Annotated in this window: 23 protein-coding genes; 16 read left to right on the top strand and 7 right to left on the bottom strand. The window is 64.3% G+C overall.

From position 1 onward, the window contains the following. Positions 1-16 precede the first annotated feature (16 nt). The 3 genes from OOJ09_RS01260 to OOJ09_RS01250 are packed head-to-tail and all read right to left on the bottom strand — an operon-like array spanning position 17 to position 3684. Positions 17-1327 (bottom strand): aspartate aminotransferase family protein, encoded by a 1311-nt coding sequence (locus OOJ09_RS01260; RefSeq protein WP_269903447.1) that lies wholly within the window; start codon positions 1325-1327, stop codon positions 17-19. Then, positions 1328-2386 (bottom strand): phosphotransferase, encoded by a 1059-nt coding sequence (locus OOJ09_RS01255; RefSeq protein WP_269903446.1) that lies wholly within the window; start codon positions 2384-2386, stop codon positions 1328-1330. Then, the gene (locus OOJ09_RS01250) at positions 2383-3684 is read right to left on the bottom strand and encodes an ArgE/DapE family deacylase (RefSeq protein ID WP_269903445.1); all 1302 of its coding nucleotides are present in this window, start codon (positions 3682-3684) and stop codon (positions 2383-2385) included. The genes OOJ09_RS01255 and OOJ09_RS01250 overlap by 4 nt, the downstream gene beginning before the upstream one ends. On the opposite strand from OOJ09_RS01250, the gene OOJ09_RS01245 reads away from it, so the two are divergent. The 8 genes from OOJ09_RS01245 to OOJ09_RS01210 all read left to right on the top strand — a co-directional run bounded on the left by OOJ09_RS01245 (position 3671) and on the right by OOJ09_RS01210 (position 12993). Beyond that, positions 3671-4570: a GNAT family N-acetyltransferase gene (locus OOJ09_RS01245; RefSeq protein WP_269903444.1), complete on the top strand. Its 900-nt coding sequence runs from the start codon at positions 3671-3673 to the stop codon at positions 4568-4570. The two genes, OOJ09_RS01250 and OOJ09_RS01245, sit on opposite strands and share 14 nt — an antisense overlap. Beyond that, positions 4571-7291 (top strand): LuxR C-terminal-related transcriptional regulator, encoded by a 2721-nt coding sequence (locus tag OOJ09_RS01240; protein WP_269903443.1) that lies wholly within the window; start codon positions 4571-4573, stop codon positions 7289-7291. Positions 7292-7373: 82 nt separating this feature from the next. After that, positions 7374-8495 (top strand): class II histone deacetylase, encoded by a 1122-nt coding sequence (locus tag OOJ09_RS01235; protein ID WP_269903442.1) that lies wholly within the window; start codon positions 7374-7376, stop codon positions 8493-8495. After that, entirely contained in the window at positions 8440-9357 is a 918-nt protein-coding gene (gene urtB, locus OOJ09_RS01230; RefSeq protein ID WP_269903441.1) for an urea ABC transporter permease subunit UrtB, read from the top strand. The genes OOJ09_RS01235 and urtB overlap by 56 nt, the downstream gene beginning before the upstream one ends. After that, the gene (locus tag OOJ09_RS01225) at positions 9354-10340 is read left to right on the top strand and encodes a branched-chain amino acid ABC transporter permease (RefSeq protein WP_269903440.1); all 987 of its coding nucleotides are present in this window, start codon (positions 9354-9356) and stop codon (positions 10338-10340) included. The genes urtB and OOJ09_RS01225 overlap by 4 nt, the downstream gene beginning before the upstream one ends. Then, a complete protein-coding gene (locus OOJ09_RS01220; RefSeq protein WP_269903439.1) occupies positions 10337-11041 on the top strand; it encodes an ATP-binding cassette domain-containing protein in 705 nt (234 codons plus the stop codon). Before OOJ09_RS01225 ends, OOJ09_RS01220 begins: the two co-directional genes overlap by 4 nt. Positions 11042-11043: 2 nt before the next feature. Continuing rightward, positions 11044-11745, top strand: coding sequence for an ABC transporter ATP-binding protein (locus tag OOJ09_RS01215; protein ID WP_269903438.1), 702 nt, complete (start codon positions 11044-11046; stop codon positions 11743-11745). 78 nt (positions 11746-11823) lie between these two features. Further along, positions 11824-12993 (top strand): substrate-binding protein, encoded by a 1170-nt coding sequence (locus OOJ09_RS01210; protein WP_269903437.1) that lies wholly within the window; start codon positions 11824-11826, stop codon positions 12991-12993. Positions 12994-13037: 44 nt separating this feature from the next. Here OOJ09_RS01210 and OOJ09_RS01205 read toward each other — a convergent pair whose 3' ends face one another. Continuing rightward, positions 13038-14684 (bottom strand): acetolactate synthase large subunit, encoded by a 1647-nt coding sequence (locus OOJ09_RS01205; RefSeq protein ID WP_269903436.1) that lies wholly within the window; start codon positions 14682-14684, stop codon positions 13038-13040. Between the two features lie 373 nt (positions 14685-15057). Between OOJ09_RS01205 and OOJ09_RS01200 the strand changes: the two genes are divergently transcribed. After that, a complete protein-coding gene (locus tag OOJ09_RS01200; protein ID WP_269903435.1) occupies positions 15058-15351 on the top strand; it encodes a zf-TFIIB domain-containing protein in 294 nt (97 codons plus the stop codon). A gap of 77 nt (positions 15352-15428) precedes the next feature. Then, positions 15429-16415, top strand: a complete 987-nt coding sequence (locus tag OOJ09_RS01195; RefSeq protein ID WP_269903434.1) for a Tim44 domain-containing protein — start codon at positions 15429-15431, stop codon at positions 16413-16415. Between the two features lie 15 nt (positions 16416-16430). Here OOJ09_RS01195 and OOJ09_RS01190 read toward each other — a convergent pair whose 3' ends face one another. Beyond that, positions 16431-17528 carry a lactonase family protein gene (locus tag OOJ09_RS01190; RefSeq protein WP_269903433.1) on the bottom strand — a complete coding sequence of 366 codons (1098 nt, stop codon included), beginning with the start codon at positions 17526-17528 and terminating at the stop codon, positions 16431-16433. Between the two features lie 174 nt (positions 17529-17702). Between OOJ09_RS01190 and OOJ09_RS01185 the strand changes: the two genes are divergently transcribed. Genes OOJ09_RS01185 through OOJ09_RS01175 form a run of 3 tightly spaced genes read left to right on the top strand, consistent with a single transcriptional unit; the run spans position 17703 to position 20583 of the window. Next, positions 17703-18254: a MaoC family dehydratase gene (locus tag OOJ09_RS01185; protein ID WP_269903432.1), complete on the top strand. Its 552-nt coding sequence runs from the start codon at positions 17703-17705 to the stop codon at positions 18252-18254. A 2-nt stretch (positions 18255-18256) separates the two neighbouring features. Continuing rightward, on the top strand, positions 18257-19417 hold the full coding sequence (locus OOJ09_RS01180) for a CaiB/BaiF CoA transferase family protein (RefSeq protein WP_269903431.1): 1161 nt from the start codon (positions 18257-18259) through the stop codon (positions 19415-19417). Then, positions 19414-20583 (top strand): extracellular solute-binding protein, encoded by a 1170-nt coding sequence (locus OOJ09_RS01175; protein ID WP_269903430.1) that lies wholly within the window; start codon positions 19414-19416, stop codon positions 20581-20583. Before OOJ09_RS01180 ends, OOJ09_RS01175 begins: the two co-directional genes overlap by 4 nt. A 64-nt stretch (positions 20584-20647) precedes the next feature. On the opposite strand, the gene OOJ09_RS01170 is transcribed toward OOJ09_RS01175, so the two are convergent. Then, on the bottom strand, positions 20648-21487 hold the full coding sequence (locus OOJ09_RS01170) for an amidohydrolase family protein (RefSeq protein WP_269903429.1): 840 nt from the start codon (positions 21485-21487) through the stop codon (positions 20648-20650). Positions 21488-21553: 66 nt separating this feature from the next. Beyond that, positions 21554-22339 carry an IclR family transcriptional regulator gene (locus tag OOJ09_RS01165; protein ID WP_269903428.1) on the bottom strand — a complete coding sequence of 262 codons (786 nt, stop codon included), beginning with the start codon at positions 22337-22339 and terminating at the stop codon, positions 21554-21556. 168 nt (positions 22340-22507) lie between these two features. On the opposite strand from OOJ09_RS01165, the gene OOJ09_RS01160 reads away from it, so the two are divergent. The 3 genes from OOJ09_RS01160 (at position 22508) to OOJ09_RS01150 (ending at position 25757) form a co-directional block, all read left to right on the top strand. Next, positions 22508-23827 (top strand): ABC transporter substrate-binding protein, encoded by a 1320-nt coding sequence (locus OOJ09_RS01160; RefSeq protein WP_269903427.1) that lies wholly within the window; start codon positions 22508-22510, stop codon positions 23825-23827. A 164-nt stretch (positions 23828-23991) separates the two neighbouring features. Further along, positions 23992-24888, top strand: coding sequence for a carbohydrate ABC transporter permease (locus OOJ09_RS01155; RefSeq protein ID WP_269903426.1), 897 nt, complete (start codon positions 23992-23994; stop codon positions 24886-24888). 2 nt (positions 24889-24890) lie between these two features. Further along, on the top strand, positions 24891-25757 hold the full coding sequence (locus OOJ09_RS01150) for a carbohydrate ABC transporter permease (protein WP_269903425.1): 867 nt from the start codon (positions 24891-24893) through the stop codon (positions 25755-25757).

The following is a 25757-nucleotide window of genomic DNA, read 5'->3' as shown; positions in this document are numbered from 1 at the left end:
GCGCGGCCCGCTCCGGTCACCATTGCGACAGTGCGCGATCGAGTGTCTCGGCCAGTTGCTCGGCATTGTCCCTGGCGAACGGCAGAGGCGGCCTGATCTTCAGCACATTGCCGCGCGGACCGCAGGATGAGATCAGCACGCCATCCTCGCGCATGGCTTCGACAACCGCTGACGTCTTGGCCGCGGCCACTGCCGCGTCGCCCTCCGCCGTCAACTCGACGCCGAAATAGAGGCCGTTGTGCCTGACGTCGGCGACTATGCCGTGCCGGCTCCGCAGGGCGCTCAGCAGATCAGCCGTATAGGCGCCGACCATGCGCGCATTCTCGATCAGCCCCTCGCCTTCGATCACCTCGAGAACGGCGATGCCGACGGCGGCCGCGACAGGATTGCCGCCGAAGGTGTTGAAGTAGCCGGTGTTGGAACCGAAAGAGGCAACGAGCTGCGGCCGCACGAGCACCGCGCCCATCGGATGCCCGGCGCCGATCGGCTTGCCCAGCGTGACGATATCGGGCTCGATGCCATAGTTGGCGAAGCCCCACATGCCCTGGCCGAGCCGGCCGAAGCCGGATTGGACCTCGTCGGCGATGACGATGCCGCCGGCTTTTTTGACGTGATCCGCCGCCTCGCGCATCACCGCGGCGTCGGGAAAGAAGATGCCGTCGCTGGAAAAGGCCGAGTCGAGGAGCATTGCCGCCGGACGGATATTCTGTGCGCGCATGCTGTCGATCGCGGCGGCGACGTTCCTGGCAAAATCGTGCGCGGTTCGGCCATGGTCGCGGAACGTGTCGGGCGCCGCGACGGTGCGGTGGTGCGCCGGCACGCCCTTTGCCCCGACCGCCGCCGGCGACAGCTGCGCGGTCGCGATCGTCGCGCCGTGATAGGCGAAGTCGGTGACGATCACCCCGGTGCCGCCGCTGGAATGCTGGGCGATGCGGATGGCAAGGTCATTGGCCTCGCTGCCGGTGCAGGTGAACATGGCGTGTCCCAGATGGGGCGGACAGGTGCCGAGAAGCTTTTCCGCGTAATCGAGGATGATCTCGCTCAGATAACGGGTGTGCGTGTTGAGCGTGGCGGCCTGCCCCGACAAGGCCTCGACGACGCGAGGGTGGCAGTGCCCGACCGAGGCGACATTGTTGTAGGCATCGAGGAATTTCCGGCCCTGCTCATCGTAGAGCCAGACGCCGCTGCCGCGCACCAGATGGATCGGGTTGCGGTAGAAGGCGCGGTAGGTCGGGCCAAGCAGTCTGGCGCGACGCTCGAGCAGGGCGCGCTGGGATGCCGTCGCGTCGGCGTTTGCAGGGTTTGGCGAGGACTGGGACACGAGCATCTACTCCGGATTGGAATGGTCGAGGAAATAACTGCGGGCATCGATGGCCGACAGACCGTCCAGCCGTTCGAGCGAGGCCCAGACTTCCGCGCCGTGGCGCAGGACATAGTCGCGTTTGGCTGGAAACCGCTCCGCCTGCCAGGTGGCGATGTTGACGATGAGCGCGAGGCGGGCGCGGATCAGATTGAAAAGAATGCCGATCTCTTCGACCTCGAGCGGCTGCACCGATTGATAGCCGGCGACGAAGCGCGCGGCCGGTGCCAATGGGTGGCCCTCCGCCGGCCAGCGATAGACGGCGCCTATGGCGAGGTCACAGATCAGCGGCGCGTGGATCATATCGCCGAAATCGAGGATGCCGCTCACGGCCTCCGGCCGCGAAGCGTCCATCACCACATTGTAGGAGTTCATGTCGTTGTGGACGATCTGGGCGCGCAGTTTCGGGATTACCGGTGCCGCATGCTCCTCGAAGGCGTCGATCGCACGTTCGACCATGGCGCGCCGGCCAGCGTCAGTGATATGCGCCATCATCGGCCGCGTCTTGGCGACCTTGCGGATATCCCAGAGCAGATCGCTGCCGGCGGCCGGATGGAAGAAGCCGCGCAGCGCCCGACCGAGGCGGGCGAGGAAGATGCCGAGATTGCGATCCTGCGCGGCTGATGCCGGCGAGCGCGAAAGCAACTGGCCGGGCAGATAGGTGACCAGCCGGATGATACGCGCCGCCGCCCCCCCGACGCTGACCGCGAACTGGGCCTCTCCCTGAAGGCTTTTGCGCACCGAGGGAACCGGCAAGGTGGGGTCGACCGCAAGGATGTGGTCGAGCGCCTTGTTCTGGAAGTCGGTGAAGCCGGCCTTTTCCGCCGGATGGGAGATTTTCAGGACGAACTCGCCCTTGCCGTCTGTCTGGATGTGAAAATTGTGGTCGCGTTCGCCGGGCAACGGACGCGCGGTGCCGGTCAGCCCGTAGTGCTGGCGCAAGATGGCGAGTGCGTCGGCTGTCGAAACGTGCGGCGCGTCCTCGGCGAGCGTGTCGCCGAAAGCATCGGGTATGGCCGCGTTCATGGTTTTGCCTCTGGAGCGACCGGTTCGAGGCCGCACCAGTCGGCAATGAACAGCGCGATGGTCTGGGTGACCTTGCGCACCGAATCCAGATCGACCGCTTCGTCATAGCCATGCGGCATGCGGCAGATCGGGCCGTAGACGATCGCCGGCGTGTCGGCATAAAGGCCGAAGAAACGCGCATCGGTCGTCGCCGAGGTGACGTGTTCCGTCAACGGCTCGCCCCAGACCGCGACATGGCTGCGCCGCAGCACGGCTTCCATCTCGTCGGCGCCTTCCAGGACATAACCTTCGGCCATGAAGCCGTTATAAATGATCTTGGGCGGGCGGTTGGCCAGGAACGGATCGGCGCGCGCCGCATCGGCGATGCACGCCTCAAGCTCGGCCCTGGCGTCATCGAGCTTCTGGCCGGGATAGGTGGCGACGCGCATCTCGAAGACACAGCGCGCCGGAACGCTTGATGTCCACTCGCCGCCTTCGATCTTGCCGAGGTTGAAACGGATGGGGTGCGGATGATCGCAAAAATGCGGGTCATCGACCTTGCGCGCGTTCCAGACGATTTCGAGCTGCTTCAGCGCCTGGATGATGGCGAATGCCTTTTCGATGGCATTGGCGCCGGCCGAGAAAGCGCCCGACGCATGCTGCGGATCGCCGTCGACCTCGACCCTGAACCAGATCGGCCCGACCTGCGCGCGCATCAATCGCGGTTCCAGCGGTTCGGGGATGAAGGCGGCGTCGGCGCGGTAGCCGCGCTGCAGGCAGGCAAGCGCGCCATTGCCGGTGCACTCTTCCTCGACCACCGATTGCAGGAACACGTTAGCGGCCGGCTGATAGCCGAGGCCGCGCAATGCGGTCAGCGCATAGAGACAGGCCGACAGGCCGGCCTTCATGTCGCCGGCGCCGCGGCCATGCATCCAGCCATCCTCGATCGCCGGATCGTAGGGATCGCGCATCCAGCGGTCGAGCGGTCCCGTCGGCACCACGTCGATATGGCCGTTGAGGATCAGCGAGCGGCCGGTCGCGTTTCGCGGCGTGTGGGTGGCAACGACGTTGAAGGCATCGTCATAGGAAACCGCCACGGGTGAAAAACCCGGCAGGTCGCGAATCGCATCGACATCGACACGCCACATGTCGACCGCATAGCCATTAGCTTCATAGGCAGCCGCCATGAAGGATTGCGCGGCGTGTTCCTCGCCACGCTGGGAGGGAAGGCGCACGAGGTCCGCCAGGAACGCAACCTGTCGCGCGAAGCCATCGTCGACCGCGCTCAGAATGGCCTCGTCCGCAATGCGCTCAGGCATCATATTTCGCTTTCATCTGGATGATGTATCATATCTCATATGCCATTTCTGTGAAATGCAAGAGGCACCGGCGCCAAAAATTCACTCCAAAGCTTGCCGTTCGATGCCGCCACGTTCTTGGGAGTTGGCATCGGCTGTCGCAAGCCGATACTGCTATCGCATAGACAGAGAGAGGAATGCGTTGATCACAGAAGACACGATGCCGGCCGAAATCACCGATCTCGCCATCGGCTACCGGCGCCTGCCGGCGGGCAAGCTCGCCAATGCGGTGACGTGGATGGAGGCGCGCGCGCCGCAACCCCTTCCTGCACAACCTTTGGCCATGTCCCGGATCACCATGCCCGGCTGCGCGTCGTATCGGGCGATCTTCCTGGAGATCGGCGCGCCCTGGCTGTGGGACCGCGTGTCCGAAATGTCCGACACCGAGATCGCGGAACATTTCGCCGATCCGCGCCAGCATCTCTACTACGGCTACGATGAAAGCGGTACGCATCTCGGCATGGTCGAGTTCTCCGTCGCCGACAGCAACGAGATCGAGATCACCTATTTCGGGCTGTTCCCTTCATTGACCGGCCGCGGTTTCGGCAAGCGGCTGATGGCGGGGGCGCTCGATCTCGCATGGCGCCTCAATCCGAGCCGTATCTGGCTCCACACAAGCAGCTTCGATCATCACAGCGTCATCGGCTTCTACAGCGCTTGCGGATTTGTTCCCTTCGCGACCGGGTTCGAAATCGTCGACGATCCCCGGATAAAGGGGACCTTGCCACGCAGCGCCGCACCGCAGATTCCGCTGATCGAAGCGGAGTGGAGTGCTTGCAATCCCACGGGCGGCAATGGCAAGGGCGCGCCGGCCTCCCCGGAGAACCGACAGCTTGCGCAAACCTAGATGAGAACACCTCCGCAAGCCGCCACGCACGCGTCACTGCATCACCGCCGGTGGGTCCGCCGCGAGACCATCCTGTCGACGCTGAACCGGCATATCGATACGCGGATCGTGTTGTTCGCGGCGCCCGCCGGCTTTGGCAAGTCGACGACGATGGCGCAGTGGGCCGCGGAAGTCGCTCGCCATGGCCGGCTGACCGCATGGCTGTCCTGCGAGGTAACTGACAATGACGAGGGCGCCTTCCTGTCGCATCTGGTGGGAGCGCTGCGCCACCTCGTCCAGAGCCCGGCGGAACTCGATCTTGCCTTCCAGTCGAGTCCGATCCCGCAGCTCGATGTCGTGCTCGCCGCGCTGTTGGCGGGCCTCGCGGCGCGCGACGCCGACATCACCCTGTTCTTCGACGACTACCACGCCATCGAGGCGCCGGCGGTGAAGCGGTTCATGGAGCGCCTGACCCGGCAGGCGCCCGCCAACGTCGCCTTCGTCATCGGTTCGCGCAGCCTGCCCGACCTGCAGCTCGGCAAGCTCAGGGTGCTTGGCGACGTGTTCGAAATCGGCCGCGACGATCTGCGCTTCGCCTCGTCCGAAGCCGAGGCCTTCTTCAACGAGAAGCTTGGCCTCAGCGTCAGCAGCGGCGCGGTGGAGACCTTGTGCTCCCGAGCGGAGGGTTGGGCCGCGGGCCTGCAGCTGGTCTCGCTGTCGCTGGGTGCCGCGCATGCGCCCGAAACCGTCATCGGCAATTTCACCGGCGCCAACCGCAACGTCGCCGATTTCCTGATGGGGGAAGTGTTCCTGGAACTGCCGCCGGCAATCGCGAAGTTCCTGCTCTACAGCTCGATTTTCGAACGCTTCAGCGCCGAAGCCTGCCGGGCGGTGATGCGCGCGGCGGACGCCGAGGCGGCGATCACCGAAATCGAGACACGCAACCTGTTCCTCGTGCCGCTCGACGAAGAGCGACGCTGGTTCCGCTATCATCATCTGTTCCGCGATTTCCTCAGCCGCGAACTGGAACGGCGCGAACCGGAGATGATCGCACCACTGCATCTGGCCGCCGCCGAATGGTTCGGCGAACGCAAGATGCTGACCGAGGCCATCGGACATGCACTGGCCGCCGGCGACCAGGCCCGCGCGGCGGTGTTCGTCGAAAACAACGCGCTCGAGCTCATCGCCCAGTGCCAGCTTCTTTATGTGCGCCAATTGCTGGCACTGCTGCCCAGGAAGCTGGTCGACCAGCGCATCCGGCTGCAATTGGTCGTGCTGTGGCTGGCGGTGCACAGCAGCCAGCCGGAGATTGCCCAACAAACGCTGAGCAATGCACGCAAGCTGGTCGAAACCGGACCGGCGGACGGCAACGACCCAGGCACCATGACTGGCACCACCATCGAGGCCGAGCTCGCGGTGTTGGATTCCGCCGTACACAGCACGCTGGAACAGTTCGAGGAGGCGCGCGACACCGCGCTGGCGGCCTTGCGCATCATTGCGCCGGATGCGTGGTTCATGGAGGGCGCGACCGCCAATGTGATCGGCTACAATCTCTACGCGCTGGGCGACCTTGCGGGTGCGCGCGCAGCGGTGGACGCGGCGCGCAAGGCGCACGAGCGAAGCGGTAGCTTGCTCGGCGTCACCATCGCCAATTGCTACATGGCCGTCATCGAGCGTTCGGCTGGCCGCTTGCCCGCCGCGGAACGGCTGCTGCGCAACGCGATCATCGAGGCCAGGGCGCGGATCGGTGCAAACTCCTATGCCGAAGCCTTGGCCGGAACGCTGCTTGCCGAGCTTGCCTACGAAACCAACTCGTCGGGCGAAGCGCTGACGCTGGTCGAGAATCTCGGGCCGCTGATCGAGGGGGCCGCGGTCATCGTCTATCCGCTGGCCAGCGTGCCGACCTATGCCCGCGTGCTGCAACTGACCGGCCGCACCGAAGCCGCCCTGGACATGCTTGACCGCGTCTATCAGCGCGTGCGGGGCACGGTGTACCGCCGCCTGGCATCGATGATCATGCATGACCGCATCCGGCTCCTGCTCGACCAGAGCCGCGTCGCCGAGGCGCGCGCCCTGCTGAGCGAGCACCGCCGCGAAAGCGCCGAAACCGCCCCCACTGTCGCTAACGAATTCGAATATTTCGCCGAGGGCAGGCTGCTGACGGCGGAAAAATCCTACGCGGCGGCCGCGACGCTTTTCGATGCGCTGTTGGAGCGAACGAGAAACAGCGGGCGCATGCGCCGCCATATCCTGGCGTTGATCCTGCGCGCCAAGGTGGCCAGTTCCGGCCATGACCAACGCGAGGCCGACCGCTATCTGCTCGACGCGCTGCGCCTCGCCCACCCCTCCGGCTTCATCCGCTCCTTCGTCGACGAGGGAAGGTCTGTTATCGAAGGGTTGATGCGGCTGCGCGCGGCTCAGGCAAAAGCCGATCCGGCACTGTCCGCCTATGCCACGCGCATCATCGATGCCGCGCAGGCGATGCCTGTGGCGACGCGCAAGCTGGCCGCACCGGCCGCCGAGAAGGAACAGCTCACCCAGCGCGAGGCCGAACTGCTGCGCTGCCTGACCGAAGGCATGTCCAATCGCGATATCGCCTTCGCCCTGTCAGTGAGCGAAACGACGGTGAAATGGCATCTGAAAAATATTTTCGGCAAGCTGGCAGTGACCAACCGGGTCCAGGCAGTGCGCGCCGCACAAGCGGCGGAGAGCCACCCGCCCCCTCCGAAAGGAGGGGCATAGAAGATCGGCGCAGCCCCCCTTTCGGGTCGGGCGGAGCCGATGCGGGCCTGCTAGCGTCACCTGGTTTTGGAGGACGCTGCGGATGGCGACGGGTTACGTTTTTCACGAACAGCTGATGTGGCATGACACCGGCTCCAGCGCCGACATGATGCCTCCCGGCCGTTTCGTGGAACCCGGCCGGCATCTGGAATCCCCCGGCTCAAAGCGGCGGCTGAACAATCTCATCCAGGTCAGCGGCCTGTCGCGCCACCTGGTGCCGATCATTCCCGAGCCGGTCTCGGTCGAGGACCTGCTGCGCGTGCATACGCAACGCCACGTCGACGACATCCGCATGCTGAGCGAGCGGGGTTCCGGTTTCGCCGGACCGCAGGCGCCGATCGGCCTCAACAGTTTCGACATCGCCCTGCTGTCGGCCGGCACCACCTATGCCGCCATGCGCGCCGTGCTGACCGGTCGCGTCGATAACGCCTATGCGCTGGCGCGGCCGCCCGGGCACCATGCCGAACCAGACCAGGCGTTGGGTAACTGCCTTTTCTCCAACATCGGCGTCTCCGTGCGCCGGCTGCAGCACGAAGGCCTGCTTGGCCGCGCGGCGATAGTCGACTGGGACGTGCATCACGGCAACGGCACCGAGACGATCTTCTATTCCGACCCGTCGGTGCTGACCATCTCCGTGCACCAGGACAATCTCTATCCGACCGGGCGCGGCGCACTGGCCGACAACGGCAAGGACGCCGGCGAAGGCTACAACATCAACATCCCGCTGCCGTCCGGCAGCGGCACCGGCGCCTATGAATCGACCTTCGACCGCGTCGTCGCCCCTGCACTGCGCGCCTTCAAGCCCGATCTCGTCATCGTCGCTTCCGGCTTCGATGCGTCTGGCTTCGATCCGCTCGGCCGCATGATGCTGAACAGCGAATGCTTCCGGCGCCTTGCCGCACGCATGGTGGCGCTGGCCGCCGAGACGTCGCAGGGACGCCTGATCATGACCCATGAAGGCGGCTACTCCGAGGGCTATGTGCCGTTCTGCGGCCATGCCGTCATCGAGACGCTGGCCAATCATCGCACCGAGGTGGTCGACCCGCTGTCGGACCATATCGACGAATGGGCCGGGCAGGATCTGCAGCCGCATCAGGCTGATGTGATCGATGCCGCCGAAGCCCTGCTCGCCGGCCTGCGCCAACGCCTCGCAAGTGCTGCCTGACGCGATGGATTTTGTCGTCACCACGCTCCTCAACGCACTGACGCTGATCAGCATCCTGATGCTGGTCGGGCTCGGGCTGGCGATCAGTTTCGGGCTGATGAACGTGACCAATCTGGCGCATGGCGAGTTCGTCACCGTCGGCGCCTTCGCCGTCTATTTCGTCCAGAGCATGGGCGGCTCGTTCTGGCTGGGTCTCGCCGCGGCACCCATCGCCGGCGCGGTGGTCGGCTGCATCCTGGAATTCGCCATCATCCGCCATCTCTATTCGCGCCCGGTCTCGACCGTGCTCGCCACCTGGGGCGTCAGCCTGATCCTGCAGCAAGGGCTGGAACTGACCTTCGGTCTCGGTGCCAAGCCGGTGACGCCGCCGATCGAAGGCACGCTCGACCTCTTCTTCACCGTCTATCCGGCCTATCGGCTGATCCTGATCGCTGTCGCCATGCTGACTTTGCTCGGCGTCGTCCTGCTGATAAGCCGGACATCGTTCGGCCTCGATATCCGCACCGTCATCCAGAACCGCGAGATGGCCGAGGGCGTCGGCATCAACACGCAGCGCACCTACGCCATCGCCTTCACTTTCGGCGCGGCAATCGCCGGGCTTGCCGGCGGGCTGGTCGCGCCGCTGGCCATCGTCTTGCCGCAGATGGGGGTGAACTATCTCGCCAACGCCTTCTTCGTCGTCATCGTCGGCGGTGTCGGCTCGATCGGCGGCCTCGTCGCCGGCAGCGTCTTCGTCGGCGGGCTGACCAGCGTCCTCAACTACCAGATATCGCCATCGCTGGCGCAAGCGATCGTGCTGCTCGCGGCCATCGTCGCCGTGCGGCTGCGGCCCAACGGACTGTTCAACGGGGCATCGCGATGATCGCCCGGGACCGCAACTGGCTGCTGATCTTCGCCGTCTGCGTGGTGCTCGCCATCCTCTATCCGTTCATCGCCGACGGTTACCAGCTGACGGTGATCCGCGACGCGCTGATCTTCGGCCTGTTCGCGGCGAGCCTCGACTTTTTCTGGGGCCGCACCGGCATTCTCTGCTTCGGCCACGCCGCCTTCTTCGGCATCGGCGGCTACATCATGGCATTGGTCACGCTCAACGACGCCATCCCCTTCGGAAGCCTGCTCGGTATCATGGGCGCGGTGACTGGTGCTGCCTTCGTCGCCGCCATAATCGGCTACTTCCTGTTCTTCGGTGGCATCCGCGGCAGCTATTTCACCATCGTTACGCTGGCCATGGGCGTCATCTGCCAGCAGGCCGCGGTGTCCTGGAGCTCCGTCACCGGCGGCGACAGCGGCCTGATCGGCATCCCGCCGATCGAATTCGATGTTGGCGGCACGCATGTCGATCTCAGCCAGGACCTGCCCTCCTATATCTTCGTCGCTGCCATCGTCGCCGTGGTCGTGCTCGGACTGTGGTCGATCAGCCGTGGCCGCTGGGGCACGGTGCTGACCGCCATCCAGGACAATGAAGTCCGCGCGGCGGCGCTTGGCCACAATGCACCCTTGCGGTTGCTCGTCACCTTCGTCCTGTCCGCAGCCATCGCCGGTCTTGCCGGCGCGCTTTATGTCTGCATGGCGGGGCTGGTGGCGCCCGACTTGTCCGGCCTGCTGTTGTCGACGGAGGTCATCGTGTGGGTGGCGGTCGGGGGACGCGGCACACTGCTTGGTCCCGTTCTCGGCGCGATTTTCATCCAGCGCGCGCAGCAGACGATCAGCAGCTTCAATCCAAGCCTGTGGCCGCTCCTGCTCGGCTGCGTCTTCGTGGTCATCGTCTTCGTCTTGCCGGATGGCATCCTGTCGATCTACGCGCGGCTGAAGGCCCTGCTCAATGGCCGGAGGAGCACGCCATGAGCGACGTCCTGCTCCAGGCCGAGAATGTCGGCATCCGCTTTGGCGGGCTGCAGGCGCTTGAGGCGTTGAACCTCACGGTGCGCGACAAGGAACTCTGCTGCATCATCGGGCCGAACGGCGCCGGCAAGAGCACGTTCCTCAACGTGCTGACCGGCACGCTTCGGCCGACCAGCGGCAGCGTGCGGTTTCTCGGCCACGACATTGCCGGCCTGCCGCTGCACCGCATCGCCCGGCTCGGCATCGCCCGCAAGTTCCAGATCCCGTCGGTCTTCCCCAGCCTGTCGGTGGAGGACAATCTGAAGGTCGCGCGGTGGGGCGTCCCTTCACCGGTTCGCCCGGTCGGTGAACTGCTGGAGCTGGTCGCGCTCACAGATCGTGCCGCCACGCTGGCCGGCGAACTCGCGCATGGCCAGAAGCAATGGCTGGAGATCGGCATGGCGCTGGCGATCGAGCCCCGGCTGCTGCTGCTCGACGAGCCGACCGCCGGCATGACGCCGCAGGAGACGCTCGCGACCGCCGAGATGCTGCTGCGGCTGAAGGGCGAGTTCTCGATCGTCGCGGTCGAGCATGACATCCGCTTCGTGCGGGCGCTGAACTGCGAGACGCTTGTGCTGCATCAGGGACGCCGCCTGCGCAGCGGTCCTTTCCATGACATCGAGACCGACGAAATGGTCCGCGACGTCTATCTGGGGAGGCGCTGACCATGTTGCGGACACTTGCCGTCTCGGCAGGCTACGGCTTGCTCCCGGTGCTGAACGGCATCGATCTCAGCGTCGCGCCGGGCGAAGTCGTCGGCCTGCTCGGCCGCAACGGCGCCGGCAAGACGACGCTGCTGCGCGTCATCGCCGGCGCCTTGCGGGCGAGCGGCGGCGCGGTGGTTCTCGGCGACCAGGACCTTACCAACGCTCCCGCCTTCCGCCGGGCGCGCGCCGGCATCGCGCATGTGCCGCAAGGGCGCGGCATCTTCAACCAGCTGACCGTGCGGCAGAACCTCGAAGTTGGCACCCGCGCCGCCAGGGATCGTGGCGACGGCGGTATTCCTGACGACATCTTCGGCTATTTTCCGATCCTGCGCGAACGCGAAGCGCAGGTCGCCGGCACGCTTTCGGGCGGCCAGCAGCAGATGCTGGCGATCGGCCGCGCACTGTGCGGCCTGCCGTCGGCGCTGCTGCTCGACGAGCCCTCGGAAGGCATCCAGCCGAACATCGTGCAGTCGATCGCCGAATTGGTGCCGCGCATCGCCCGCGAGCGCGGCATCGCGATCGTTCTGGTCGAACAGAATCTCGATCTCGTGCTCAAGGCGGCCGACCGCTGCCTGGTGATGGAAAAGGGCAGGATCGTCCATGAAGGCGCGCCGGAGGCGTTCGCCGACGAGACCCTGCTCAAGGATTTGTTGGCTCTATAGGCGCGCCTGAAGCGCCTGGGATTTGTTGGCTTTGCAAGGCGTGCATGGGGCGCGTCTGGACTGGAAGGGAACACAACAATGATAAGCAGAAGAACTATCCTGAAATCCGGCGGCGCGGCCGCCGCCTTCGCCATGGTCGGCGCGCCCTCGATCCTGCGCGCCGCCGACACCGTCAAGGTCGGCCTGTCCATCCCGATCACCGGGCTGCAGGCGATCCTCGGCGAAACGCTGCTCAATTGCTACAAGCTGGCCGCCGCCGAGCTCAACGCCGCCAACGGCATCGGCGGCCGTCAGGTCGAGTTGTTCATCGAGGACAACCAGACCACGACCAAGGGCGCGATCGACAAGGCGCGCAAGCTCCTCAACGAGGACAAGGTCGACGTGATCATGGGCACCATCATCTCGCCGGAGCGCAGCGCGACCCTATCGGTGACCTCGAAGGCCAAGAAGCTGTTCTTCTACCCGACCAATTTCGAGGGCGGCGAATGCAACCGCTACTTCGTCGCCACCGGCCCAATCCCGATGCAGCAGGTCGACCCTATGATGCCTTGGGTGGCCGAAAACCTCGGCAAGACGATCTACATCATGGCTTCCGACTATGCCTGGCCGCAGAAGATGACCGAGGCGATCACGGCGGCCTATGAGAAGGCCGGCGGCAAGATCATCGGCGCCGACTATTATCCGTTCGGCACCACGGATTTCGGCCCGGCGTTCCAGAAGATCAAGTCGCTGAAGCCCGATGTCGTCTGGTCGATGGTGGTCGGCAATGACGCCGTCACCCAGCTCAAGCAGTATCGCAGCTTCGACATCAAGCAGCCGCTGATCGCGCCGCTCGACGAGGTCTTCAACAAGGATGCGCTGCCGGCCGGCGTGGCCGCCGGCACCTATGCGCCGCAGCCCTACTGGATGGCGCTCGACAATCCGGTCAACAAAAAGTTCATCTCGAGCTTCCGCGAAAAGTTCGGCCAGGAGAAGATGGTGAACGGCATCGGCGAAGCCGGCTATAACGGCCTGCATCTCTACGCGCTGGCCGCCGAGAAAGCCGGATCGCTGAAGGATGACGATGTGCTGGCCGCATTGCCGACGATCGAGTTCGACGCGCCGCAAGGCAAGATCCGCGTCGATGCCTCCAACAACCACACGCTCTGCCACTCCTATGTCGGCAAGGCGGCGGCCGACGGCATCGGCTACGAGATCGTCAAGGATTTCGGCACCATCGCGCCGGTCACGCCCTACTGCAAGGTGTAGGCCCTCGCACCCAACCAATCCTGATGGCGGCGTTGCCGCCGCCGTCAGGGCTTCCGTGGCGCCGGCAGCCGCTCGCGCAATTCGTCGACGAGCACCCTGGTGTTTTCGGAATAGTCGATGGGCACGACCACGAGATGCACGCCGCAGCCGGCGAAGGCCTGTTCCAGCGCCGGCCGCAAGTCGGCGATTTCTGCAACCCTGGTTCCCCTGGCGCCATAGGCCTCGGCGTATTTGACGAAATCGGGGTTGCCGAAGGTCATGCCGAAATCCGGGAACTCGTCGACCGCCTGCTTCCAGCGGATCATGCCGTAGGCATGGTCTTCCAACAGCAGGACGACGAGGTTGAGCTTGAGCCTGACGGCGGTCTCCAGTTCCTGGCTGTTCATCATGAAGCCGCCGTCGCCGCAGATGGCCATGACACGGCGCTGCGGGTAGAGCAGTGCCGCCATCATCGCCGACGGCAAGCCCGCGCCCATGGTGGCCAGCGCGTTGTCGAGCAGCAGCGTGTTTGCCATGCGCGTGCGGTAATTGCGCGCGAACCAGATTTTGTACATGCCGTTGTCGAGCGCGAGGATCCCGTCCGCCGGCATCACGGCGCGCACGTCGTGCACGATGCGCTGCGGCGTGAAACGGTCTTCGGTGGCGCGCGCGGCGATGCGGCTCAAGATGCCTTCCCGCAGCGGCAGCAGGGCCTGCGCATTGGGGATCTTGCCCTCGATACGGTCCGCCAGCAGCGCCAGCGAAGGGCCGAGGTCGCCGACGATCTCGGCCTGCGGGAAATAGACCTGCTCGACATCGGCGGATTGATAGCCGACATGGATGACCTTCGGCCCCTTCGCGCCCATGATGAAAGGCGGCTTCTCGACCGTGTCGTGGCCGATGGTGATGATCAGATCGGCCTGCTCGATGGCCTCGTGTACATAGTCGCGTTCCGAAAGTGCCGCCGTTCCCATGTAGAGTTCGGTTCCGCCCGGCACGGTGCCCTTGCCCATCTGCGTGGTGAAATAGGGAATTTGCGTGCGCAGGACGAACTGGGCGACATCGGGAGTGACGCGTGGCCGCGACGCCGCCGCGCCGAACATCAGCAGCGGACGCCTGGCTTCCATGATCATGCGGGCGGCACGATCGAGCGCGGCCGCGCTGGCCAGGGGCAGTTCGACCGGATGCGTCGGCACAAGCGCGACCGGCTCACACTCCGCCGCGGCAATGTCTTCCGGCAATTCCAGATGCACGGGGCCGGGGCGCTCCTCCTGGGCGACGCGAAAGGCTTCGCGCACCAGTGACGGGATCATCTTCGGCGAGACGATCTGCCGCGACAGCTTGGTCAGCGGCTTCATCGCCGCGACGATATCGACGATCTGGAAGCGCGCCTGCCGGGATGACAGGATGCCCTTCTGGCCGGTGATCATGATCATCGGCATCGCGCCGAGCAGCGCATAGGCCGAGCCGGTTGTCAGATTGAGCGCGCCGGGGCCTAGCGTGGTGATGCAGACGCCTGCCTTGCCGGTGAGCCTGCCGTAGGTGGCGGCCATGAAGGCGGCCGCCTGTTCGTGGCGGGTCAGGATCAGTTGGATCGACGAGCGCCGAATCGATTCGACGATGTCGAGATTTTCCTCGCCCGGAATGCCGAAAATGCGCTCGACCCCTTCGTTCTCGAGTGCCGCAACGAACAGATCCGAACCTTTGGTCATGAATCGACTCTCCTGCACTGCCTACATTCCGTCAGCCACTTTCATATGGCACCGCAACGACGCCTCAAAGACCCGAAGCATGCACTCTTTTACCGGCTTTGCGGAAGAAACCCGAGTTTGCCGACCGCCGCGCTCAAGACACGACCACGTTGCGGGGCGGCACTCCGACCGAACATGCCGGCTTGCGACGCCAACAAATCATACTGGCCGGCGATGCCGCCCTTGAAGGCATGGCTCCGCATTCCTAACTGTCCGGTGCGGGCCGGGCCCCTCTGACTGTCGCTTTGGCGATCGTGATGTCGGACCGCTTTAACGGGCCCGTTTCCATTCTTTCGGTCAAGCGGGCTCATTCCTTTTTGGTTTGGAGCCCCATATGACATCTTCCCTCCCTGGTTTGGTTTGCCCTTCCTGCCGCGTCGCGCTCGTGATGAGCGAACGCCAGGGTATCGAGATCGATTACTGTCCGCAGTGCCGCGGCGTCTGGCTTGATCGAGGCGAACTCGACAAGATCATCGAGCGTTCCGGCAGGGATGCGTCGCCCGCGCCGCAGCCACAGCCGACCGCGTTCTCCCAGCCGCAACACGGTCGCGATGACGATTATTCCCGCTCGCAGGGCCACCGCCATCCGAAGCGGAAGAAATCCTTCTTCGAAGAATTGTTCGATTGACGCATGACGCCGCCCGGCAACCGGGCCGGCATTTGCTGAAAATTTCTAAAAACCACATCGATAAAGGTTCATCTCCGATGATGTCTCGCACAAGCCGATTTGCCACCCTCTTTGCAGGACTGTTCCTTGCCTTCTCCATGGTCGCGATGGATCATGCCGAGGCTCGTCGCGGCGGCAGTTTCGGCAGTCGTGGCATGCGCACGTTCCAATCGGCACCGCCGACCAGAACCGCCCCGGCGCCGACCGCTCCGGTCGAGCGTTCGATGACGCCCAACACCGGTGTCAACACTGCGGCCCGGCAGCCGCAGGCCGGCCCGCAGAGGCCTGGCTTCATGAGCGGCTTCGGTGGAACAATGATGCGCGGCCTGCTGCTCGGTGGCCTGATCGGCCTGCTCGTGGGCCAAGGCTTCGGCGGCCTGGCCGGCATGTTCGGTTTCCTGCTTCAGGCATTGCTCATCGGTGGCGCGATCATGCTGGCTATCCGCTTCTTCCGGTCGCAATCCGCGCGTGGTCCGGCGCCGGCGCTGGCCGGTGCCGGCAATACCCAAGCGTCGCGATTTGAGAACCGCGCGACAGCACAGCACCAGACCGCAGGCTCGTTCACAATCCCCGGCTTTGGCGGTGGTTCGGGCGGAGGCTCGCCGACCGCCGATTCCGAGGAGATCACGCTCGCTCAGACCGACCTCGACGCCTTCCAGCGGCTGTTGACCGATGTCCAGGAAGCATTCGGGCGCGAAGACCATGCCGCTTTGCGTCGGGCGACGACCCCCGAGATGGTGTCCTATCTGTCCGAAGAGCTGGCCGACAATGCCCAGAAAGGTCTCAGGAACGACGTATCGGACATCACTTTGCTGCAGGCCGACATCGCGGAAAGCTGGCGCGAGGATGACCGCGACTACGCCACGGCCGCATTGCGCTACGAGTCTCGCGACGTGACGCGCGAACGGGCCAGCGGCAAGGTCGTCGACGGCGACGAGGATCATCCGACGGAGACCACCGAGCTGTGGACATTCATGCGTGAGAATGGCGCGAGCTGGAAGCTGTCGGCAATACAACAGGCATGAGCCCTGGTTAGCGGTTCAACGCACGATCTTGACGCACATAGGCGTGCCGATCTCGATGGCGCGGCCGGTGTCGGTCAGCATGCCGCTGTCGGCGTCGCGGGCAAAGATCGAGATGCGGTCGGCGTTCTGGTTGGCCGAGAACAGATGGCCGCCCGACGGCGTCAGCGCCAGGTTGCGCGGCGTCGCGCCGCCGCAAGGGACGTAGCCGACGAGGTTGAGCGAGCCGGACCGCTGATCGACCGCCATGATGACGACGCTGTCGTGGCCACGGTTCGAGCCGTAGACGAAACGGCCATCCGGCGAGATCTGGATATCGGCGCAATGGTTGCTGTCGCGCGCCTCGGCTGGCACGGCCGTCCTGGCGTCGATGATCGACAGCTTGCCGGTGGCTTCGTCCAGCGCCATCGACACGATGGTCGAATCCAGCTCGTTCATGACAAAGACGAAGCGCCCGTTGGGATGCAATGCGAGATGGCGCGGACCGGCGCCCGGCGGCAAAGCGGATTCGGCTGATTTGCTCAGGCTGCCATCATGCTCGATGCGGTAGGATACCAGGCGGTCGATGCCGAGGTCGGCGACAATCGCCGTTCCGCCGGCGATGGTTTCGGTGACGCTGTGGGCATGCGATCGTTCCTGCCGCGCCGCGTTCGGGCCGGTGCCCTTGTGCGAAACGCTGGCCAGCGGTGCCGACAAGGCACCGTTCTCTTCGAAGCCATAGACCGCCACGGCGCGATCCGGACCACCCTCGCCCATGCCGTAATTCGCGACCAGCAGTTTCGCCCCGTCGCGGGTGATGGTGTTGTGGGCGGTGATGCTGCCCAGCGAGGGCTGCTTGTTCAGATAGCTGAGTGTCCCCGAGGCACGATCGAAGCTGTAGGCGGAGACGGTTCCCTCGCGCCAGCTGAAGACTTCCGAATTGGCGTAGAGGCGCGAGCCGTCCGGCGTCACCGACAGGAATGTCGGATTGTCGATGTCATTGGTCTCGGCCAGTTTCCGCGTTCCCAGCGTCTTCTCGTCGAAGCTGTAGACGCTGAGACCGGCGCCGCGAGCGCCTTGAAAATAGGGCGCCTCCCGGTTCAGGCTGCCGACAAAGACCAGGCAATCCTCGCGCATGATTTCCTCCCCTGGCGCAGCCAAGATTTCGCCTGTTCACGCTTGCAACGCAACCCCATATGTGAAAATACTATTTACAAAAGAAGATTGACGGGAGGAGATGTCGTGCTTTTCGACGCTTTGATGCGTTCAGAAGATTGCCCGGAACCTCGCGCGAGACCATCGGAGCCAGCCATGACCGATTTCGCGCCCACCGTCGGCGTCGCCTCGACACATCCCACCAACATGCCCGCGGACCACGCCGCCCTGCCGGTGTGGAACGCCGAGAACTGGTTCTATGAGGACTGGCCCGTTGGCCAGAAGATCCGCTCGTTGCGCCGCACCATGGCCGAAGGCGACAGCCACCTTTTCAACACGCTGGTGCTCGACATCCACCCTTACGTGCAGGATCAGATGTTTGCCGAGACCGAGGGCATTTTCGGCAAGCGGCTGGTGGCCGGCGCCTTTGTCTTCTCGGCCGGCCTGGGGCTGGTCGCCACCAATTGCGTCAATGCCTTTTCCTATGGCTACGACAGACTGCGTTTCATAAAGCCTGTCTTCATTGGCGACACGATCTATTCGATCCGCTCCAACCTCGACAAGAAGCCCCGCTACCAGGAAATGGGGTTGATCCGCGCCAGCTATGAGGTGTTCAAGGGCGAAGGCGAGCTCGTTCTCTATTGCGAGCATCTGCAGACGGTGAAGTATCGCAACCCGGCCGATTTCGTCGGCAAGACGGAGAAATAGCCATGCCGGCAGCAGCCGAATTGCCGCTTGCCGGTCTCGTCGTCGTCGACATGAGCCAGTTCCTGTCCGGGCCCTATTGCTCGCTCAGGCTGCTCGATCTCGGCGCCCGCGTGATCAAGATCGAGCGTCCGGATGGCGGCGACCTGTCGCGCCGGCTCTATCTCAGCGACACCGAGATCGGCGGCGATTCCACCATCTTCCATGCCATCAACCGGGCCAAGGAAAGTTTTGCTATCGACCTCAAGAACGAGGCCGATCTCAAGGCGTTGCGCGGGCTGCTGGCCAAGGCCGACGTGCTGATCCAGAATTTTCGCCCGGGCGTCATCGAGCGCCTCGGCCTCGACTATGAGACCGTCCGCAAGATCAACCCGCGGCTGGTCTATGCCTCGATCAGCGGCTATGGCGAGGACGGGCCATGGGTCAAACGTCCGGGCCAGGATTTGCTGGCGCAGTCGCGCTCCGGCGTGATGTGGCTGAACGGCGACGAGGACCAGGGGCCGGTGCCGTTCGGGCTTGCCATCGGCGACATGCTGGCGGGCGCGGCCTGCGCGCAAGGCATACTGGCGGCGCTGGTGCGGCGCGGCATCACCGGCCAGGGCAGTCATATCGAAACCAGCCTTCTGGAAGCGCTGGTGGATTTCCAGTTCGAGGTGCTAACCACCCATCTCAATGACGGCCGGCGCTTGCCCAAGCGCTCCAACTTCCGCAGCGCGCATGCCTATCTTTCGGCGCCCTATGGCGTCTACCCGGCCAAGGACGGTTACCTCGCCATCGCCATGACGCCGATCCCCAAGCTGGCCGATCTGCTGTCGCTCGAGGAGTTGGCGCCCTATCGCGACAGACCGGCATCGTGGTTCACCGCGCGTGACGACATCAAGGCGATCATCGCGCGGAGGATCGCCACCAAGACGATCGACGAGTGGCTGGCTATTCTTGAGCCGGCCGACATCTGGTGCGCCAAGGTGCTGACCTGGCCGGAAATGCTGGCAAGCGAGGGCTTCCAGTCACTCGACATGCTGCAGACGGTGACGCGCGAGGATGATGTCTCGATCCTGACCACCAGTTCGCCGCTCAGGGTCGATGGCATCAGAGCCAAGGTCGATCGGGCAGCTCCGCGCATCGGCGAGCATAGCGCGGCAATCCGCAAGGAGTTCGGCCTGTGAGCCTGCCCACCCTCAAGGGCATGACCTGGAGCCATCCGCGTGGCTACGATCCGATGGTCGCCTGCTCGTCCCTGTGGCGGCAACGGACGGGTGTCTCGATCGAATGGGACAAGCGCTCGCTGCAGGATTTCGAGTCCTTCCCGGTCGAGGAACTGGCGCGGGCCTACGATCTCATCGTCATCGACCATCCGCATGTCGGCCAGATCACCGCGGAGCGCTGCCTTGAGCCGCTTGATGTCGTTGCTCGCGAGGCGGAGCGCGCGACGCTCGCCTCAGGCAGCGTCGGCCAGTCCTATCCGAGCTACAGCTGGCAGGGGCGGCAGTGGGCGTTTCCGATCGATGCTGCCAGCCAAGTCCAGGCATGGCGGCCAGACGCGCTGGAGGCCCCGCCGACGCGCTGGAGCGATGTGCTCGATCTCGCCCGGCAAGGCCATGTGCTTTTGCCATTGCGGCCGCCGCATGTGCTGATGACGTTCTACACGCTTGCAGGGAATCTCGGTCATCCCTGCGCGACCGATCCGTCCCGCGATCTCATCGACATTGGAACGGGCAGCAACGTTTTTGAAACGATGCGCGAGATCGCGGCGCTGGTCGACCCGGCCTGTTTCGAGATGGACCCGATTGCCGTTTCGGAGCGCATGGTGGAGCCCGGTTCCCGATTCGTCTGCGCGCCGTTGATCTACGGCTACGTCTCCTATGCGGTGACGGGATTTCGCGCGATCCGGCTGGCCTTCGCCGACATCCCGGTCATCGGCGCGAGCGGACCCATCGGTTCGGCGCTCGGTGGCACAGGCATCGCTGTGTCAGCCTTTTCGAAGGCGAAAGAGGCCGCGATCGATTTCGCCTACTGGGTCGCCAGCGGCGATGTCCAGCGCGGCGCCTATGCCGCCGCCGGCGGTCAGCCCGGCCATGCGGCCGCCTGGGAAGACCAGACGGTCAATGCCGCGACCGGCAATTTCTACAGGGATACGCGCGCGACGCTGGAGGGCGCATGGGTGCGGCCGCGCCATGACGGCTACATGGCGTTCCAGCAGGCGGCATCCGACCGCATCCTTTCCGGCATCACCTCCGGCCATCAGTCCCGACAGGTCGTTGCCGATCTCAATCGCCTGTTCCGGGAGAGCTCCCCGGCGCAGGTGTCCGGCGCTGCCGGTGGAGGAGCCTGAACGAAACCGAACGGAGGAGTACGTCTGCGGGCTACGACCCGCCGAGACGCCGAGGCGAATCCAGCTATTCGAGCCGCCACAGCTTGCGGGCATTCGCGGACAGGAGCCTGTCGCGCTCCGAAACGCTGCAGCCTGAAAGCAACGCATGGGTCGCCGCCACCCAGGTGGAAAGGCCGCCGCCAAGCGTGCAGACCGGCCAGTCGCTGCCCCAGATAACACGGTCCCAGCCAAACACACCGATGGTGTGCTCGACATAAGGCCGCAACGTCTCGGCCGTCCAACTGCCGGGATCGGCATAGGCGACGACACCGGAAATCTTGGCCATGACATTCGGGCGCCGTGCGATCTCGCTCATATGCTCGCGCCAGGGATGCTCGACTGCGCCCTTGATGTCGGGCACGCCACAATGGTCGAGGACGAACCGGACATCCGGCGCCAGGTCGGCAAGCGCTATCGCCCTGGGGATCTGGTGCGGCAGCACGACGAGATCGAAGGTCAGGCCGGTGCCGCCAAGTTGCTTGATGTTGTCTCGAAACCGCGCGCCGTCCGAGAGGTCGTCGGGCACGACATGGAGGACGCGGCGGAAGCCCTTGACGAACGAATTCGCTCGTTGACGTTCGAGATAGGCCGGGAAATCCGCCTCTTCCGGCCGGCAGGATGCGATCGCCCCGGCCAGCATGCTGCCGGGTTGCCCAGACAACCCTTCGACCCGAGCGGTCTCGGCCTCGATGTCGGCCGGATCGACATCGACTTCCATGTGCAGCACGCGCTCGACGCCAACACGCTGCGCCTCCACAGCGTATTCCTCGTATGAGAAATCGCGGTTGAGCGCCGGCACGCCGGCGAGCCAGGGATAGCGCAGGGCCGAGCGATCGATGAGATGCAGATGGGTGTCGATGATCATGATGGCTCCCTCCTCGTTAGCTTTTTCAGATCATCTCACGGAGGAATTCTTCATTCAAATAAGAATTTACGTCGATAAGCCGACCGCCGACCCGGCCAGGCGCGACAACTTGTCAGCCGTGGCCAGCAACAGTTCGATCGTCCTGGTGATGTCGGGCGCGGAAGGTGCATTGACGACGGTGATGTAGGGAATCGACAGCGCAGCGATCGCCTTGCCGTCGGAACTGCGCACTGGCGCCGACAGGTTGAAGACGCCGGCGGTCTGCATCGAGGCCATCATCTCGTAGCCGCGGTCGCGGATCTGGTCGAGACGGGTGAAGAATTCGGCCGGTTGCGCCGTCTTGTCGGTGCTGCGGACATGCTCGGAAATCATCATCTGCCGCTCTTCGGGTGAACGGAAGGCGAGCAGGACATGTCCCGAACCGGTGTCGAACAGGCTGATATGCGAGCCGACCCGGATCGATATGCCCCAGTAGTTAGGCGCCTCCTGCTGACCGATGACGACGGCGGAACCGCGATCAAAAACAACGAGTTGATTGGCCTGCTGCGACGTCTCGGCCAGCTCTCGCATCAGCGGCGTGGCGTAGGAAACGAGGCGGCGCACCGGGGCATGCAATTGCGCCAGGCCAAACAGCTTGAGCGTCAGCGAATAGCGGTCTCCATCCAGCCGCGTGACGTAGCCGCGCCGCACCAGCCGGTCGAGCATGCGGTAGAATTCGTTCGGGCTGCGGTCGAGTTTCTTGGCGATTTCCGCTTGCGTCAGGCCACCGTCGACGCCCGCCAACAGTTCAAGGATGTCGAGTCCCTTGTCGAGCGCCGGCGCGCGATAGCGCTCGTCTTCGCTGTCGTCCATGGCCCGTCCCTCCAGTGAATTCCGTCCTTCATATACGCAGGAACGCGACCGGCGGAAACAAATTTCGCCTTGACGTATCCATAAATGTTTTGTTTGTATATGAATGTAGCACTTCTTGTCATCAGACGAGTTGCGGTCGCCGCTGAGGCGCACCAAGGGAGGATACCAATGAACAGACTGCTTTCCGGCGTATCCGCCGGCGCATTGTTGCTTGCGTCAGGTGCAGGCACGGCCCTTGCCGGCGACCTGCCCGGCAAGTTCGAAGGCGTCACCATCGACGCCAAGCTGATCGGCGGTCAGCAATATGAGAAACTCTACGAGCGGATACCCGAATGGGAGAAGCTGACCGGCGCCAAGGTCAACATCCTGACCAAGAAGAACGGCTTCGATATCGACAAGGAACTCAAGTCCGACATTGCCTCGGGCAGCACCAACTGGTGCGTCGGCTGGAACCATTCGTCGTTCGCGCCGCAGTATACGGGCCTCTACACCGACCTCGGCAAATTGCTGCCCAAGGCAGAGATCGACGCCTTCGTGCCGTCGACGATCAAGGCGGCGACCATCGACGGCAAGCTGGAGATGCTGCCGCGCGCGCAGTTCGACGTTTCGGCGCTCTACTACCAGAAGAGCCTGTACGAGAACGCCGACAACAAGACCAAGTTCAAGGCGAAATACGGCTATGATTTGGTGCCGCCGGACACCTGGAAGGAAGTCACCGACCAGGCCGAGTTCTTCGCCAACCCGCCCAATTTCTACGGCACGCAGTTCGCCGGCAAGGAAGAGGCGATCAACGGCCGCTTCTACGAGATGGTGGTCGCCGAGGGCGGCGAGTATCTCGACAAGGACGGCAAGCCGGTCTTCAACTCAGAAGCCGGCATCAGGGCGCTCGACTGGTTCGTCAATCTCTACAAGGCCAAGGCCGTGCCGGCCGGAACGACCAACTACCTCTGGGACGATCTCGGCCAGGGCTTTGCCTCCGGCACCGTCGCCATCAATCTCGACTGGCCGGGCTGGGCCGGCTTCTTCAACGATCCAAAGTCGTCCAAGGTCGCCGGCAATGTCGGCGTCAAGGTTGCGCCGAAGGGCTCTTCCGGCAAGCGCACCGGCTGGTCCGGCTTCCACGGCTTCTCGGTGACCGAGAACTGCCCGAACAAGGAGGCCGCAGCCTCGTTGGTGTGGTGGCTGACCAACGAGGACAGCCAGAAGCTCGAGGCTGCCGCTGGCCCGTTGCCGACCCGCACGGCGGTCTGGGACTGGGACCTGCAGCAGGCAGCCAACGATCCTTACAAGAAGGAAGTGCTGGCGGCTTTCCAGGAAGAGGCAAAGAGCGCCTTCGCCGTGCCGCAGACCCCTTCGTGGATCGAGATATCGAACGCCGTCTATCCCGAGCTGCAGGCGGCGATCCTCGGCGACAAGACGTCCAAGCAGGCCCTGGATGAAGCCGCGGCCAAGGCGACGCAGATCCTCCAGGACGCCGGCAAGCTCTAGCAACCGCTCCCAAGGCTGCCTCCCCCATCAGGAAGATGGGGGAGGCGATCACGCCTTTCCGGGCGAGGCCGCTGGCCGATCCACGATGGCCCTTTCGCCACCCGCCATGGGCTTCGACGTGGAAGAGGCACCGACAGTCGCATGCAACACCACACAGGACCTCAATGAAGGCCTTCAAGCCATCCGCGCCATTCCTGCTGCTGCTTCCGGCGATGATCGTGCTGGCGGCTGTCGTCGTCGTGCCGCTGCTTCTGTCGCTCTACTCCAGTTTCACGCCGTTTCGCCTGACCAAGCCCGAGACATTTTACGTCTTCGTCGGCATCCGGAACTATGTTTCGATCCTGTCCAACACCGATTTCTGGTGGGCGTTCGGCCGCACGGTGCTGTTGCTGACGATCGCGCTCAATCTCGAGATGCTGCTCGGCCTTGGCCTGGCGATGCTGGTCGAGAAAGCGACGCGCGGCCAGCGCATCCTGCGCACGCTTATGATGTTCCCGATGATGTTCTCGCCGATCCTGGTCGGCTTCCAGTTCAAGTTCATGTTCAACGACAATATCGGCCTGGTGAACAATGCCCTGCAGTCGCTCGGCATCACGCAGGACGCCATACCGTGGCTGATCGAAGGCCATCTCGCCTTCATCGCCATTTCGATCGCCGAGATCTGGTCGTCGACGGCGATCTTCGCCATCCTGATCCTCGCCGGTCTGCTGGCCATGCCCAAGGAGCCGATCGAGGCGGCGCGGGTCGACGGCTGCACGCCGTGGCAGACATTTCGCTATGTGACGTGGCCCTTCGTCATGCCTTTCGCCTACATCGCCATGACCATCCGCTCGCTCGACGTCGCGCGCGCCTATGACATCGTCAAGATCATGACCGACGGCGGACCGGCGGGCCGCACCGAGCTGTTGTGGACGCTGGTGGCGCGCACCGCCTATAGCGACGGGCGCATGGGCATGGCCAACGCCATGGCCTATTTCTCGATCCTGCTGTCGATCGCCTTCACCGTCTACTTCTTCAACAAGCTCGCCGCGGCGCGCACGCAGATCGGCGCGGAGTGGTGAGGATGGACGAGAATTCTTCCGCCCGCCTCAAGCGTCGGTTGCTGGGCATCGTCTATCGCATCGGCCTGTTCCTGGCGATGCTGACGATCTGCCTGCCGGGCCTGTGGATCGTGCTGTCGTCGCTGCGGCCGACCGTCGAGATCATGGCCAAGCCGCCAGTGTGGATCCCGCAGGAGATCTCGCTCGACGCCTATGTCGCCATGTTCTCAGGCATCGGCAAGGGCGGCATCCCGGTGATCGAATACTTCCGCAACTCGCTGATCATCTCGGTGACATCGACGATCATCGCGGTCGCCATCGGCATGGCCGGCGGCTATGCCTTCGCGCGCTACCGTTTCCGCGGCAAGTCCAGCGTCTTCCTCGGCCTGATGCTGACACGCACGGTGCCCGGCATCGCGCTCTCGCTGCCGCTGTTCTTCCTCTATGTGCGGCTCGGCATCATCGACACGCATTTCGGGCTGATCCTTGCCTATGTCGCGCTCAACGTGCCGTTCACGATCTGGCTGATCGACGGCTTCTTCCGCCAGGTGCCCAAAGACCTCGCCGAAGCAGCGCAGATCGACGGCTGCACACGTTGGCAGGCCTTCTGGCAGGTCGAGTTCCCGCTCGCCGGGCCTGGCATCGCGTCCGCCGCGATCTTCGCCTTCCTGACCTGCTGGAACGAGTTCGCGCTGGCCTCGCAGCTGACCCGCTCGGTAAGCGCCAAGACGCTGCCGGTCGGCCTGCTCGATTACACCGCCGAGTTCACCATCGACTGGCGCGGCATGTGCGCGCTCGCCGTGGTGATGATCATTCCGGCGCTCACCCTCACCTACATCGTCCAGAAACACCTTGTCGGCGGCCTGACGTCCGGCGCGGTGAAAGGCTGA

Origin of the sequence: Mesorhizobium qingshengii (assembly GCF_027563465.1) — a bacterium.
GTDB classification, from domain to species: Bacteria; Pseudomonadota; Alphaproteobacteria; order Rhizobiales; family Rhizobiaceae; genus Mesorhizobium; species Mesorhizobium qingshengii_A.
This window is presented reverse-complemented; position numbering and strand designations above follow the sequence as displayed.